Raw genomic sequence first — 15229 nt, 5'->3', positions numbered from 1 at the left:
TCCTTCTCTCTTCTGTTGCAACTCTCGCGGACAGCACGCCTATTCCAATGCGCCCTGGTTTACTTTCTGCTGCACCTTGCTATGGTGTCTGCTATACGCGAAATAAATCACCAGACCAACTGCCAACCAGACAATCAAGCGAATCCAGGTATCGAGCGGCAATCCCAGCATCATGGCAAACGAGACCAGGATTCCCGCTATTGCCGTAAATGGCATCCATGGAACTTTGAATGGCCTGGGAATGTCGGGACGCTTTCGCCGCAACACCAGGGTTCCCGCGCAAACAATGATGAACGCCAGCAATGTGCCGATGCTCGTCATCTCTCCGAGCTTTGCCAGCGGAATCGTAGAGGCGAAGACGGCTACCACCAGTCCCACGGTTATCGACGAGATCCAGGGGGTCCTGAACTTCGGGTGCACATTGCTGAAAAATTTCGGCAGCAATCCGTCCTTGGACATGGAAAAGAACACCCGGCTCTGCCCAAGCAACATCACGATCATGGTGCTCGAAAGTCCGCCGAGAGCCCCAAGCTTCACGAGTAGGCTTCCCCATCGAACACCGGTCACGTCGATGCCAACGGCAAGAGAGTCCGGCACATCCAGATCCTTGTAATTCACCAGTCCGGTAAGTATGCCCGATACCAGGATGTACAGAATCGTGCAGAGCACGAGCGATCCCAGAATCCCCATCGGCATGTCCCGCTTCGGATTCTTCGCCTCCTGGGCCGCGGTGGATACCGCATCGAACCCGATATAAGCGAAGAAGATGACTCCGGCCGCGCGCAGGACGCCGGAATAACCGAATTGCCCGAATTTCCCAGTGTTCGGCGGCAAGAACGGATGCCAGTTGGCCATGAGTTCACGATGGTGCATCAACGTGTATCCACCAAGGGCAATGAAAATTACCAGCACTGCCAACTTAACCGCGACGATCAGGCTGTTGAAGTTCGCCGATTCCTTAATGCCGATCACCAGAATGGTCGTCACCAGCAGAATCCCAACAAAAGCAATCAGGTTGAAGACGCCATAGCGATGCGGTAGCGTTGCCGGATCGATTCCCAGCTCTGTCAGCTTCGCTCCGATCCTGCCCAGATATTCCCAATGACCGTTGTAGAGCACGAACTCCGAACCTGGCGTTCCAGCCAGTTCTGGTGGCAGGCGCAGCCCGAAATCCTGCCCCAGACTCAAGACATACCCACTCCATCCGGAGCAGACTGTTGCAGCGCCGAAGGCGTACTCCAGCACAAGGTCCCACCCAATGATCCATGCAAATATCTCGCCCAGCGTCGCGTATCCGTATGTGTATGCCGACCCGGCTACCGGGATCATCGCCGAGAATTCTGCATAGCAGAGTCCCGCAAAGACACAGGCGACCGCCGCCAGAATAAACGCGTAAACGACTCCCGGCCCGGCATAGATCGCGGCAGCTGGACCGGCCAACACAAAAATGCCGGTCCCAATAATGGCGCCAATCCCAAGAGCTACAAGATTGCTCGCACCCAGAGATCGTTTCAGCGTATGTTCGCCTGTTTCGGCGGCCTCACCTAGAATCGCCTCCAACGGCTTTGTTGCCAACAGCTTCAACATCAGTATCGATCTCCCTCCTCTTTCTCATCTCACCTGCTGGCAAAATCGCTTCAGGCTAACGACGCTGCATTCCCCAAACGCTTCCAGACGAGATATACCGGAACGCCGAGCAGGACGAGAATCAGGCCCGGCCACGTGTATTGAGGTTTGTAACGCAATAGTACAAGACAAATCCAGACTGCCATGACGATATACAGTGCCGGCAGGACTGGATATCCAAATGCCCGATAGGGGCGGGAGACGTCGGGCCGCTTTCTGCGCAGGACGAAGAGGCCGAGAATCGTCAGGATATAGAAGACGAGCACGGCAAAGATCACGTAATCCAGCAGTTGCCCGTAGCTGCCTGAGATGCAGAGCAGGCATGTCCAGGCACACTGAAGCCACAACGAGTTTACCGGCGTCTTTGACTTCTCATTAAGCTTGCCCACCGACTTGAAGAACAGGCCGTCGCGGCTCATCGCATAGTAGACGCGAGCGCCGGCCAGCAGCATACCGTTGGCGCAGCCGAAGGTGGAGACGAGGATGGCCAGCGCCATCAGCCTGGCTCCGCAGCCGGTGAAGGCGCGCTCCATGACGGCGGTGGCGACGCGGTCTTCCTGCGCGTACTGAATTCCCCGCGCGACGATCGTGGTGCCGTGCGGGTCGCCCGCCATGGGAAGCACGCTGAGGTAGACGAAGTTGCAGAGGATATAGAGCAGCAGCACCACGCCGGTGCCGATGGCGAGCGAGAGCGGAAGATTGCGCTTCGGGTTGCGGATCTCGCCGGCGGTAAAGGTGACGTTGTTCCAGGCGTCGGCGCTGAAGAGCGACCCCACCTGCACGATGGCGACGATGGTGAGGATTCCGACGAGCTCCGTGCCGCCGGGCTGGGCGGGGTGCAGCGAACCCCAGCCGGCGCCTGCCCAGAAATTGTGCCAGCCTGCGCCGAAGTTCGCAGCAATGGCTACCGGGTCGCGCACCACGACGCCGACGAGGACGACGATGGCGAGGGCCAGCACCTTCGCCGAGGTGAAGAGATTCTGAATGGCAGCGCCCATCCTGATGCCGCGCGTGTTCAGCAGCGTCAGCAGGACGATGATGACGATCGCTGTGAGATTGGCGGTGTTGACGCCGATGTCCATGTTACCGAGGACCATCGGGCCGACGTGCCAGGCGGGAACGCGGCCGAAGTGCCACAGCCAGTTGCTCGTGCCGATGGAGGGAAAGAAAATGCCGAGGAACTTGCCGAAGGCGACGCCGACGGCAGCGATGGTCCCTGTCTGGATGACGAGGAAGAGTGTCCAGCCATAAAGAAAGCCCCATAGGGGGCCGAGGGCTTCGCGAAGGTAGACGTATTGTCCGCCCGCTTTTGGCATCATTGCGGCGAGTTCGCCGTAGCTGAGCGCTCCGATGATGGTCATCACCGCTGTCACCAGCCATGCCGCAATCAGCAGAGCGGGCGAGGCCAGGGTGCGCGACATCTCGGCCGAGACGATGAAGATGCCCGACCCGATCATCGACCCCATGACGATGGCGGTGGCGGAGTAAAGGCCCATCCCCTGCACGAACTGCGGCGCGGCGGGAGATGCAACCAGTCTCTCTTCGGAAGTTTTCACGTTGCTGTATGTTCTACCGGAAATATGCGGGAAAGTCTTGCATGATTGTTATCTCGACTAGCGGTTCATGCCATGAATGGTGCACACAGCATTTGAGGCTGGATTTTGTGTCGCGCTTTCAGCGCTTCGGTCGCGTTGGGATTGCTGACCCTGGCCTGTCGGCCCAGGCTGATATGTTGCGGGCCGTTGGCCCTGAGCTGCTGCCTGCACTTCGCTCTGAATTGCCCGTCTGCACTTCAGAGAGGGCAGTTCGCGCGTTGCGCGAATGATCCCACCTTAGCCGCTTCGCGGCGAAGATGGGGCACCCGGTGTGGGGCTTCATAAGCTATGCCCTCATTGCGGTGACGGCGAAGTAGCGGAACCTCTCGGGTGCCCAGAAGGGCGAGGGCCAGTCCGAGACGGACTTCATCATGAAGTGCCGCTCGGCCTCCTTGTCGCCCGCGGCGCGCGCCGTAAGACATGCCTTGAATGCCTGATAGCTCATGATGCGGCGACGCCAGATGGCGCGGCCGATACCGTGAAGGCCGGCCAGAAGCACGTCGTCCAGCATCTTCATGAAGTCGTCGTACATGTGGCCTGCGTCTTCTGCGGGGCTGTCGGCGCTGGAGCGGTAGTCTGTCAGCGGCTCAGGACAGACGCAGAACGGCCCGTGCGCGATGAGGCGCAACCAGAGGTTCCAGTCTTCGCACCCGTTGAGCCGCTCGTCGAAGCCTGCGCCAAGTCTTTCGAGCGCCGAGCGCCGCAGCAGAACGGATGAAAGCGGGATGCCGGGGTTCGACCAGCGCAGGACTTGGCGCAGAGTAGAAGGATCGGGCGGGTTCAGGTCGACGAGGTGTTCGCCGCTGTCGCCGACGATGCGGAGGCCGGTGTAGCAGGCGACGGCATCGGGATGCTGCGCGAGAGCGTGAAGCTGGGTGGCGATCTTCTCCGGCTCCCAGAGGTCGCTGGCATCGAGGAAGGCGATGAACTCGCCGGTCGCGGCGCGCAGGCCAGCGTTACGGGCGCTTGCGGGGTTCTCGGCCTGCTGCTCGATGAGCATTGCGCGGCCGGAGTACTCCTGCGCGACGACCTGGCGGGTTGAATCTGTGGAGCCGCTATCGACGACGACGACCTGGCCGACGGCGTGGGTCTGCTTCAGAACGCTGTCGAGAGCGCAACGAACGTATCGTTCGCTGTTGTGCACCGAAATGATGACCGTCACCGATCCGGCTTGAGATTGTTTCGCTTCGAATACTGCCATCCAGTTTCCTTCTCCGCGTTGCTGGCGTATCCCTCGACGGCCAAAGCCGCGCTGAATTCATTGTCCGCCGGGCATGTTTTCGAGAAACTTCTTTACGAGGTCTGCCGGCCTTGCATCGGGTTGCAGGAGAGCGCCGATCACCGCGACCGAGTCTGCGCCCGCTTCAATGACACTTGCGGCGTTCTCCGGCGTGATTCCGCCGATGGCGACCAGGGGGCGCGAGGTGAGAGCGCGGGCGTTGCGCACGCCTTCGAGGCCGACGACGGGCTCGGCGTCCGGCTTGGTTGTCGTGGCAAAGACGGGGCCGATGGCGATGTAGTCCGCACCGGCTTTATTGGCCACTGCGACCTGCCGGTCGTTGTGGGTCGAACAACCGACGATGCCTTCGGGCAGCAGCACAGCCCGTGCATCTTCGACCGCGGTGTCGCCTTGTCCCACATGGACGGCGTTCCAGTCCGAGAGCATCGCAAGCACAGGATCGTCGTTCATGATGAGGGTGCACTCGACGCCGCGAAAAACCTCCTGCACGATCTTTGCGTTGCGCAGAATCTCTTCCTGGGTACCGCGCTTGTCGCGGTACTGCAACAACGTCACGCCGGCATCGCGCAGCTCGCTGGTGAAATCGAAGAGTGTGAGGTTGCGCGCCTGAAGCATCGCGGCATCCACGATGGGATACAGGCGCGGAAGTATGGGGAGGCGCGATGGCGACCGGCGGCGTGCAGATTTTCCCACGTCGGGCCCTCCCGCCCCTATTTCTGACGTTCCAGGAACCGTTCCATGAACTTGGTGTCGAACTTGCCGGAGCGGAACTCTTCGTCGGCGAAGATCTTCTGGTGCAGCGGGATCGTGGTGTGGATTCCCTGCACGACGAACTGGCTCAGCGCGCGCTGCATCTTGTTCATCGCCTCTTCGCGGTCTTTGCCGTGACAGATGAGCTTGGCGATCATGGAGTCATAGTAAGGCGGCACCACGCCTTCAGCATACTGGGCGGTATCTACTCGTACACCATTGCCGCCGGGAACGTTGAAGGCCGTGATCTTGCCTGCGCTGGGGGTGAACTTCTCCGGGTGCTCGGCGTTGATGCGGCACTCGATCGCGTGGCCGCGAATCTCGACGGGGCCGGTGACGATCGAGTTCAGCTTCTCGCCTGCGGCGATGCGAAGCTGCGCCTTGACGAGGTCGATGCCGGTGACCATCTCCGTAACGCAGTGTTCCACCTGAATGCGGGTGTTCATCTCGATGAAGTAGATCTTGCCGTCTTCGTCCATCAGGAACTCGATGGTCCCGGCGTTCCAGTAGCCGATGTTCTCGAGCGACCTGCGGATGGTCTTGCCGAGCTCTTCGCGCAGCTTGGGCGTCACCTGAAGGCTGGGGGCCTCTTCGATGAGCTTCTGATGACGTCGCTGGATCGAGCACTCGCGTTCGCCGAGGCTCATCACGTTGCCGTGCTCGTCGGCGAGCACCTGGAACTCGATGTGGCGCGGGCGCTCGATGAACTTCTCCATGTAGAGGTCGCCGTTGCCGAAGGCGTTTGCCGCCTCGGTGGAGGCCTGGTTGTAGAGGCCGGGTAGCTCCTCGGCGTTGCGGCAGATACGCATACCGCGACCACCGCCGCCGGCCACTGCCTTCAGGATGACGGGATAGCCGACGCTCTTCGCCCATTCGAGCGCTTCGCCTTCACCGGCGATGACGCCGTCGGAGCCGGGCAGGATAGGAACTTTGGCCTTCTTCATGGTCTGGCGCGCGGTGGACTTTTCGCCCATCATGCGTGTGACCTCGGGCGGAGGCCCGATGAACTTGATGTTCGAGGCGCGACAGACCTCGGCGAAGTTTGCATTCTCGCTGAGGAGACCGTAACCGGGATGAATCGCATCGACGTCGGCGATCTCAGCCGCGGAGATGACCGCGGGAACGTTGAGGTAGCTTTCGGCAGAACGCGCGGGGCCGATGCAGATCGCCTCATCGGCAAACTTCACATGCAGCGAATTTCTGTCCGGCTCGCTGTAAACCGCCACCGTGCGGATGCCCATCTCCTTGCACGCGCTGATCACGCGCAGTGCAATCTCCCCACGATTTGCAATCAATACCTTCCGAAACATAAATCCAGATGCCTTCCGTCGAACCGTTGGATTGTAGCTACCGTGGAACTATCGTGGACGGATTTCGAACAGCGGCTGCCCGTACTCGACCGGCTGGCCACTGACGCCGATGCGCTTGACCACTTCACCGGCAACGTCGGATTCGATCTCGTTCATCAGCTTCATCGCCTCGACGATGCAAAGCACCTGGCCGACTTCAACCTGGTCGCCAATCTGTACAAACGCAGGCGCTCCGGGCGCTGGCGAGTCGTAGAAGGTTCCGACGATGGGCGATTTGACTTCGTGCAACTTCTCTTCCACAGCGGCAGGAGCAGCAGCAGGCGCGGGAGCCGCAACGTGGGCGTGCGCTACCGGAGCAGCAGCCACCGGAGCAGAAGCCATTAGCCTGCTCAACTGCGCCAGGTCCAGGCTGCTTTGGACCGCAGCAGGCTCGCCCGCAAACTTGATCCGAACCTTCAGATCCGCCTGCTCCATGTCGAATTCTGCGATCTCGTTCGCCTTGAGGAATTCGACCAGTTCGCGCAGCTCTTGCATCTTTGTTCCGTCCATCATCTCTCCCGTGCCTGTTGCGGCACTTGCTACGTTATTACAGCTCTATCCAGGCCTTCACACTCGGCGTCAGCACTTCGCCACCCGACGCCGTCACTAAAACCATATCCTCGATCCGCAGACCGAACTTTCCGGGCATATAGACTCCCGGTTCGATCGTGATCACCATCCCTGCCTTCAGCGGCTGCGTCTGTTTCGCAGCGAGCCTTGGGCCCTCGTGAATCTCCAGTCCTACACCGTGGCCGGTCGAGTGGGTAAAGAACTTGTCCAGCCCCGCCCGGCGCAAAATGCTTCGCGCGGCCTCGTCGACATCACCCGCCGTTACTCCCGGGGCGACTGCCGCGACCGCTGCTTCCTGCGCTTCCAGAACCGCATCATACACTTCCCGCTCGCCCTCAAGCGCCTTGCCAAGGTGCACGGTGCGAGTCATGTCGCTCATGTAGCCGTCGAGCACGACGCCAAAGTCCATGGTGACGAAGCCGCGCTTTGGGAGCTTCGTCGCGCTGGCACGTCCATGAGGTAAAGCGCTACGTTCACCACTGGCGACAATCGTCTCAAACGACATGGTTTCCGCTCCAGCCAGACGGGCTGCATGTTCAAGCTCTGCTGCCACCTGCATCTCGGTAAGCCCTGGCTTCAGATAGCCGAGCATCTGGTCAAACAGCTCACAACCCAGCAGCGCGGCACGGCGAATCTTCACCACCTCGTCCGCATCCTTCACCTCGCGCAGACGGGCGACAAGGGACTCGGAAGCAACAAACATTCCACGCCTCAGCTTCGCCGGGACAGCCTTGCGCATGGCTTCGAGCGCGGCGACGGTGGTATTCGCCGCATCGAAGCCGCAGCGTCTAACCCCTTTATTTGCAAGCCATTCACAGGCCGATGGAGTTGCGGGCTTATTGGCGATCACGACCTGGGTTCCCACCGCCTCAGCCTTTGCCTGGACGGTATAGCGGCCGTCGGTAAACAGAACAGCGCGTCCGCCAGCGAGTGCCAGCGCGGCGTTTGAACCTGTAAAGCCAGAGAGATAGCGCACATCGGGAAGATGGGTGATCAGCAGGCCATCCAACCCGGCAGTCTTCGCCGCCGCCGCCGCCCGTCTCTTCCGTGCCTGAAAGTTCATCCCTTTGATTCTACTCAACCAATGGGGCATGTGCCGGAGGAGATTTACTCCTTCGGAACCGCTATCATGAACTATGTCCTCTCCCCAGGGCGTTTCTTCGCCGCCGGAGTTGTCCAAATCGAGACCGTCACCAGCGAGGTTCTCCCGCCGCACTTTTATTGTTGGATCGGGTGTAACCGCAGCCGGACTGGCCTTCTATTCGGGCGAGATTGCCAGGCACGTGATCGACAAGGTGGAGACGACGATGCGGATTGTGGATCTTCCAACGGAGTTCCACGGCTTCCGCATCGTGCAGATATCGGACATCCACCTGGACGAGTTCACGGAGCCTCTGTTCCTCGAACACGTCGTCAATCGGATCAATGCGCTCACGCCCGACCTCGTGCTGGTGACCGGCGACTTCGTGACCCGGGGTTCGCTCACCTTTGTTGCCAGCAAACATGCCGCGCACCGGGCGGCGGAGATACTGAGCCAGCTCAAGGCGCCCGAGACCTACACGATTCTTGGCAACCACGATGTCGCGGTAAGTCCGTCGCTGGTGACGGGGGCACTGCGATCGTTCAAGATTCCCGTACTCGTCAACCAGCATGTGGCGATCGAACGGGGCGGCTCACGGTTTTGGCTGTGCGGAACGGATGATATCGGCAACGGCCACCCCGATCTGGATCTTACGCTTCCTGAAAAGAAGGATGCCCCGGTGATCCTGATGGCCCACGAGCCCGACTATGCCGATACCGTGGTCCAGCACCCGAAGGCAAAGATGATCGACCTGATGCTGTCGGGCCACTCGCACGGAGGACAGGTGCGGATCCCCTTCTACGGTCCGCTGATCCTTCCGCCGCTGGGGCAGAAGTATGTTGAAGGACACTTTCGCTTTGGGGATATGCAGCTTTATGTGAATCGCGGCATCGGGGCGGTCGGGCTTCCGTTCCGCTTCGCCTGCCCGCCTGAGATCACGGTCATTACGTTGCAGCCGTCCTAGCGTGGGAGGCCTAACCTTACTTCGCCGATTTCCGAAAGCAATTCAACGAGTGATCGTTAACAATGCCGGTCGCTTGCAGCCACGCGTAGACGATCACAGGCCCAACGAACTTGAAACCCCTCTTTTTGAGAGCCTTTGACATCTCCTCGGAGAGCGGAGTCTTTGCGGGTACGTGGCCCGTTGTATTGCGGATCGGCTTATCGCCCGCCATCCCCCAGACGAACTTTGAGAAGTCCTCGCCGTCGGCCTGCATCTTCAAATAGGCGCGAGCGCCTCCGATTGTCGCTTCGATCTTTGCACGTGAGCGGATGATCCCGGGGTTTTCGAGAAGCCGCTTCACATCGGCGTCTTTCATTCGCGCTACCTTCTCGGGGTCGAAGTTGTGGAACACCCTGCGAAACTCATCGCGCTTGCGCAGGATGATCAGCCATGACAACCCAGCCTGGAAGCCATCGAGCATTAGCTTCTCCCATAGGGCGCGGCTGTCGTGCTCGGGAACACCCCACTCTTCGTCGTGATACGTGCGCAGCAGAGGGTCGCTCTCTGCCCAGGAACAACGGACAATCTCTTTCATAGTCCATTCGATTCTACGAATGGTTCAACGCTGCAAGGAATAAACAGGATTGTGATCGAGGAAGGGAGATAAGAATCGAGCCTTTAGCGTGCCCGACCTGCGGGCTTTTTCTGCTTTGGGGAGACGGGCGCCTGCGGTGGAGCAACACCGCTCTTCTCGTCCATCCAGGCGTCGAGAAGGGATTTTTTGAACCGCCAGCGGTTCCCCAGTTTGAAGGCAGGGATGAAGCCTTCAGAGGCGTAACGGTACAGCGTGTCTCCGCTGATGCCGAGATACTCGGACGCCTGCCGGATGTCCATCACCTCGCGCGGTGCAGCCTGTGCCATTGGTGCCATTGGATAAGAACGCTCCAATTCCAGAAAGAAACGGGCGGAAAACCGGGAAGAGCCCGGTTGAAACCCGGCACACTCTTTGTATCCCCTTTTCTCCGCCCGTTCAATCAATTTTTTAGGGTATTTACCAGTAAATAACTGATAACTAACCGCTAAACAGCATTTTTAGGAGGCTGGAGGCCGGTCATCACATCCAGCAAATCCTGCCCGACGGTGCGTGTCTTTGCGATGGCATCGGCCAGAGGGATGTCGGAGATCTCAGTTCCCTTGAGCACGACCAGACGTCCGAACCTGCCCTGGTGTACAAGGTCGATCGCCTTGACGCCGTAGCGGGAGGCCAGCATACGGTCGTAGGCCGAGGGCGTACCGCCGCGCTGCGTGTGTCCGAGGTTGACGCTGCGGGTCTCGTATTTGGTGCGCTTCTCGATCTCTTCGGCCAACTGCTGGCCGATACCGCTGAGGCGGACGTGGCCGAAGGAGTCGACGGACGAGCCGTGCGTTGCCTGGTCGCCTTCGGGCAACTTTGCACCCTCGGCTACCACGACGATGCCGAACTTCTTGCCGTGGTCGTGGCGGTACTTCAACAGGCGGCAGATCTCATCAATGTCGATCGGCACCTCGGGCACGCAGATCGCATCCGCGCCTCCTGCAATGCCTGACGTGATGGCGATCCATCCGGCGTCGCGTCCCATGACCTCGCATACCAGCACGCGGTTGTGCGCCTCCGCGGTGGAGTGCAGGCGATCGACCGCCTCGGTTGCGATGGTCACCGCGGTGTCGAATCCGAAGCAGGCGTCGGTGCCGCTGAGGTCGTTGTCGATAGTCTTGGGAACGCCGACACACTTGACGCCGCGCTCGCTGAGCGCCAGCGAGATGGACTGCGTGTCGTCTCCGCCGAGCGCGATCAGAGCGTCGAGCTTATTTTTGGCGATCACCTCAAGGCACTTCTCAAAGCCGCCGGGGATCTTCTTCACATTGGTGCGCGACGAGCGCAGGATCGTTCCGCCCTTTTGCAGAATCCCCGATGTGGTCTCCATGGTCAGCGGCATCGTGACGTCGTCAATGACGCCGCGCCAGCCCTCCATAAAGCCGACGAACTCGTCGCCGTAGTGCAGAATCCCTTTGCGTACCGCTGCACGAATGACAGCGTTCAGACCGGGGCAGTCACCGCCGCCCGTCAACATCCCAATGCGCATTGCATCTCCTTTTTAACGTCGGGAAAATCATAAATCAGTTGGACGGGTGGGGTTTTGTACGTAAGAAAATGCAGGTCCTTCGACTGCGCGCTTCGCTCAGGATGACAAATTATCTTTTATGGGGATTTTGTGTGAGACGGCCTGACTTTAGCGCCACCAGTCGGAGCGAACCTCAGTAGCGGCGACGACCTCGACGGGCTCACCGGGCTCGGGCGACCAGAGGGCGATTCCCTTCTCAGCCGCCACCTCGAGCATTCGCTCGATCGGCTGCCGCCATCCGTGCAATGCCAGGTCGAAGAGGCCCCAGTGAATTGGCATCAGGAGTCCCTTGCCGCCGAGGTCTGCGAATGCCTGCGCCGCGCCGTCGGGGCCCATGTGGATGTCTTTCCACAGCTCGTTGTACGCGCCGATCTCGAGCATGGTGAGATCAAAGGGGCCATACTCGTGACCGATCTCTTCGAAACCCTCCCACAGTCCTGAGTCGGCGCCGAAGTAGACCTTGTGCTTTGGCCCCTTCAGCACGAAGGCCGACCAGAGCGTCTCGAAGCGGTTAAACATGCTGCGCCCGGAGAAGTGTCTTGATGGAACGGCAGTGATTTGGAGCGCGGAGTCGCCGATGCTTTGTGTCCAGTCTAGTTCGGCGATTCTGCGACGCTTTACGCCGTACTGTTGAAGGATCTCTCCAACGCCGAGCGATGTGATCCACTGGGTGTCGCGCATTGCGTCCATGCGCGCGAGCTTTCGTATCGTCGATTCGCCGAGGTGATCGTAGTGGTCATGCGAGATGAGCACAGCGTCGAGGCGCGGCAGCTTTTCCAGCGGCAGCGGTGCATCGAAAAACCGCTTCGGCCCGGCCCAGCGAAAGGGCGAGGCACGCTGGTCCCATACGGGGTCTGTCAGCACGCGCATGCCATCGATCTCGATCAGCGTTGAGGAGTGGCCCATCCAGGTAACGCGCAGGCCGCTGGCCGGAGCGGCATCGTAGAGAGCCGGGTCGGTGCGAAACGGCCCGAGAGGGTTCTTGGGGAACTTCTCTTCCTTGTTATTGAGGTAGAGCGGTAAGGCGTCGCGCAGCGTTCTCCACCCGCCGACCGATGTTGGAACCGGGTTGAGAAATCGCTGCTCCTGCCGCTGGGCATGCCGCAGGAACCTCCGGGCCTGTTCGATCTCAGCCGGGTCTGCCAAATTCATCTTGTGTCGCCTCCGCAGGGTGCAGCAACATCAAGGCAGATAGTAGAACGGATTCGGCAGCTTAACGCTGACCTTGCCGCGAGCATCACCGTTCAGGTCGCTCCACTGGTCGCCCATGTTCAATACGATGCGGTAACCGGCATCGACGATCTTCTTTCGCTCCTCGCTCTTGTAGGCGACAGTGGTCATCTGTTTTTGCGGGCCGACACGCAGGGCGAGGCCCTTCCACCCTTTGTAGCCGGCAAGCTGCAGGTTCTTCGCCGTCGCATCGCGCTGCTCGTCCCATCGGCCGGTGATGAAGAAGACCTCGACGCCCGCGGCGCGCGCCTTGTTGAACAGCCTTACCGTTCCCGGAATCGGCACAGCGGCCTCGGGAGTGACGACCCACCTGTTGAAGGAGGCGAGAAGAAATCCGTAGTCTTCGCGGCGCAGCTCGCAGAAGCCGGACATCGACGTCTCGTCGATATCGAGCACGATGGCGAGCTTCTCACCGGGCTTTGCGAGCGCAACGGCGCGATCAAGCGCGGCCTCGGCGCGTCTGGTCTGAGCGTCGAGATCGGCCCAGTAGCAGCCGCCGCTGCCAACGCACTCTGCATAGTCGGCAAGGCGATAGCGCTCGGTGCCGAAGTTGGGCACAGGCTCGGCCGCGACGATGATGGAGGGGTCGGCAGCCGCCGTCTCGGCGGTTTGTCTAATCTGTTCCGCGGTGGGACGCTTTGCGGGCGTGATGCTTACCGGCCTGCCGCCAGGATTCGCCGGACAGGACGGTGGCGCGGATTCCGTGGTGACCTGGCCAACACTGACAGCCGCCGACAAGGACAGCATCCCGAACAGTCGAAACAGAGCCTTCATCTCTCCTCCAAACGGGCTTTTGCACTACGTCGTACAACCCGCAGATCCTTCGACTACGTCATTGCTTCGCAATGACTCGCTCAGGATGACAACATCGTGAAGTGAACGTGAGGGCACATACTATCCCTTCGACGTGGCCTCGTCGGCGTAGAACTCCGCAATCTGCCGTGCGTGCTTCTCGTTTACGACGCGTCGCTTCAGCTTCATGCTGGGCGTCATGGTGCCGTCTTCGACACTCCACTCCTCGGGCACGACGCATACGCGCTTGATGCTCTCGAAGTTTGCGAGAGTGCCGTTCACTTTCTCCACAATCTCGCGATACGCCTCGACCACCTTCGGTTCTTTTACCAGCAAGGCGGCGTCTTCGGTAGCAATTCCCTGTGCTTTGGCCCAGTTCTTCAACGCCGCAAGATTGGGCGAGATCAATACGCAGGCAAACTTGTGCTTGTCGCCCACCATCGCCGCATGACCCACCAGGATATTCGCCTTCAGCTTGTTCTCGATAGGTTGCGGCGCGATCAATTTGCCTCCGCTGGTCTTGAGCAGCTCTTTCTTACGGTCGGTGATCGAGAGGAAGCCGTCCTGATCCAGGTTGCCGATGTCTCCCGTTCTGAACCAGCCGTCTTCTGTGAAGACCTCTCTGGTCTCCTTCTCCTTGTTCCAGTAGCCGGGAAAGATGGACGGCCCCTTGACCTCAAGCTCGCCGTCTTCCGCAAACCGGCACTCCACGTTCGGGAGCGCCTTGCCGACAGTGCCGATTTTGTATGCGTCCGGGTAGTTCAGCGCGATCACCGGCGAGGTTTCGGTGAGGCCGTAGCCTTCAAGGATGACGATGCCGGTGTCGGCAAACCAGCCCGCTGTGTCCATCCCAAGGGGGGCACCCCCTGAGATGAATGTCCTCGTCCTTCCCCCAAAGGCCTCGTGGATTTTGCTGAAGACCAGCTTCCCTGCCAGCATCCACGCTAGGCTCCGCGGATGCCTGCCGTTGAGCGTCGCATCCCGGTTCTTCCGGCCCACGCCCAGCGCCCAGTTGAGTATCTTCAGCTTCAGCGGCGAGACGGCAGACTTGCCTTCTACCGCCTGGCGGATTTTTTCGTAGACGCGGGGCACGGCGACGAAGATGGTCGGCTGCACGACCTTCATCGCGGCTGGAAGCTGATCGAACTTCGCGCAGTAAGCCAGCTTCGTTCCATGGCACAGCAGCGCATAGTCGAGGTGACGCGCTGTGACGTGCGACAGCGGCAGAAAGGAGATCGCGGTGTCCTTGTCGCTCAACCCCAGCGGGCCGGTCGAGTAGTTGAGATTGCTGGCGAGGTTTCCGTGCGTGAGCATAACGCCCTTCGGCTCGCCCGTTGTGCCCGAGGTATAGATGATGGTCGCAAGGTCTCCCGGACGCGAGGTCTTCGCCATGACATCGAACTCCGCGTCACGCTGCTCGCGCTGCTTTGCTCCGGATATCAGCGAGGCGAAGCTCTCCGCTCCATCGAAGCTGCCGGGATCCATCACAACGACATGCTCAAGGGTGGAGATGTCTCCGGCGGCCTTCACCTTCTCATACTGCTCCGCCGTCGAAACCACTGCGACTCTAGCGCCTGAATCCTTGAGCATGTAGGCGATCTGCTCGGGTGTCAGCGTTGGGTAGAGCGGCACATCGACTCCGCCCATGACGAGTGTGGCGAAGTCTGTTACCGCCCACTCCCACCTGTTCTCCGAAAGAATCGCCACGCGGTCGCCCTTGACGAGCCCCCAGCCGCGAAAGACATCCGCCAGCGCACACACCCGGCCATAGAGCTCGGTAGAGCTGATGGGCGTCCACTGGTCCACGCCGCTCTGCTCCATCATAACTGTGCGATCGCCGCGCCACGTGGCCCGCACAAAAACATCGTTTACCGTCCGCAGATCAAACATG

General features: G+C 60.2%; 14 protein-coding genes. 1 reads left to right on the top strand and 13 read right to left on the bottom strand.

Translation table 11 applies throughout. From position 1 onward, the window contains the following. Nucleotides 1-39: 39 nt before the first annotated feature. The 7 genes from JSS95_02425 to JSS95_02395 all read right to left on the bottom strand — a co-directional run bounded on the left by JSS95_02425 (nt 40) and on the right by JSS95_02395 (nt 8193). A complete protein-coding gene (locus tag JSS95_02425; protein ID MBS1798662.1) occupies nt 40-1587 on the bottom strand; it encodes an amino acid permease in 1548 nt (515 codons plus the stop codon). Nucleotides 1588-1637: 50 nt separating this feature from the next. Then, on the bottom strand, nt 1638-3122 hold the full coding sequence (locus tag JSS95_02420) for an amino acid permease (protein MBS1798661.1): 1485 nt from the start codon (nt 3120-3122) through the stop codon (nt 1638-1640). A 385-nt stretch (nt 3123-3507) separates the two neighbouring features. Continuing rightward, complete coding sequence (locus tag JSS95_02415) at nt 3508-4422, bottom strand: glycosyltransferase family 2 protein (GenBank protein MBS1798660.1); 915 nt, start codon at nt 4420-4422, stop codon at nt 3508-3510. Between the two features lie 57 nt (nt 4423-4479). Next, nucleotides 4480-5076, bottom strand: a complete 597-nt coding sequence (gene thiE, locus JSS95_02410; protein ID MBS1798659.1) for a thiamine phosphate synthase — start codon at nt 5074-5076, stop codon at nt 4480-4482. 95 nt (nt 5077-5171) lie between these two features. Continuing rightward, the gene (gene accC / locus JSS95_02405; protein ID MBS1798658.1) at nt 5172-6521 is read right to left on the bottom strand and encodes an acetyl-CoA carboxylase biotin carboxylase subunit; all 1350 of its coding nucleotides are present in this window, start codon (nt 6519-6521) and stop codon (nt 5172-5174) included. 48 nt (nt 6522-6569) lie between these two features. Then, complete coding sequence (accB, locus tag JSS95_02400; GenBank protein ID MBS1798657.1) at nt 6570-7070, bottom strand: acetyl-CoA carboxylase biotin carboxyl carrier protein; 501 nt, start codon at nt 7068-7070, stop codon at nt 6570-6572. 37 nt (nt 7071-7107) lie between these two features. Then, a complete protein-coding gene (locus tag JSS95_02395; GenBank protein MBS1798656.1) occupies nt 7108-8193 on the bottom strand; it encodes an aminopeptidase P family protein in 1086 nt (361 codons plus the stop codon). A 73-nt stretch (nt 8194-8266) separates the two neighbouring features. On the opposite strand from JSS95_02395, the gene JSS95_02390 reads away from it, so the two are divergent. Then, on the top strand, nt 8267-9175 hold the full coding sequence (locus JSS95_02390; GenBank protein MBS1798655.1) for a metallophosphoesterase: 909 nt from the start codon (nt 8267-8269) through the stop codon (nt 9173-9175). Between the two features lie 16 nt (nt 9176-9191). On the opposite strand, the gene JSS95_02385 is transcribed toward JSS95_02390, so the two are convergent. From JSS95_02385 to JSS95_02360, 6 genes are all read right to left on the bottom strand, one after another. Then, nucleotides 9192-9749, bottom strand: coding sequence for a DNA-3-methyladenine glycosylase I (locus JSS95_02385; GenBank protein ID MBS1798654.1), 558 nt, complete (start codon nt 9747-9749; stop codon nt 9192-9194). Nucleotides 9750-9832: 83 nt separating this feature from the next. After that, the gene (locus JSS95_02380) at nt 9833-10084 is read right to left on the bottom strand and encodes a helix-turn-helix domain-containing protein (GenBank protein MBS1798653.1); all 252 of its coding nucleotides are present in this window, start codon (nt 10082-10084) and stop codon (nt 9833-9835) included. 149 nt (nt 10085-10233) lie between these two features. Then, nucleotides 10234-11277, bottom strand: coding sequence for a 6-phosphofructokinase (locus tag JSS95_02375; GenBank protein MBS1798652.1), 1044 nt, complete (start codon nt 11275-11277; stop codon nt 10234-10236). A gap of 147 nt (nt 11278-11424) precedes the next feature. Further along, nucleotides 11425-12468 carry an MBL fold metallo-hydrolase gene (locus JSS95_02370; GenBank protein MBS1798651.1) on the bottom strand — a complete coding sequence of 348 codons (1044 nt, stop codon included), beginning with the start codon at nt 12466-12468 and terminating at the stop codon, nt 11425-11427. A gap of 30 nt (nt 12469-12498) precedes the next feature. Then, entirely contained in the window at nt 12499-13320 is an 822-nt protein-coding gene (locus JSS95_02365) for an HAD family acid phosphatase (protein ID MBS1798650.1), read from the bottom strand. A 120-nt stretch (nt 13321-13440) separates the two neighbouring features. After that, a complete protein-coding gene (locus tag JSS95_02360; GenBank protein MBS1798649.1) occupies nt 13441-15228 on the bottom strand; it encodes a long-chain fatty acid--CoA ligase in 1788 nt (595 codons plus the stop codon). Between the last annotated feature and the right edge of the window lies 1 nt (nt 15229).

It is taken from the genome of Acidobacteriota bacterium (genome assembly GCA_018268895.1).
Classification (GTDB): Bacteria; Acidobacteriota; Terriglobia; order Terriglobales; family Acidobacteriaceae; genus Edaphobacter.
The sequence above is the reverse complement of the archived record's forward strand: the minus strand, read 5'-3'. Positions and strand labels throughout refer to the sequence as shown.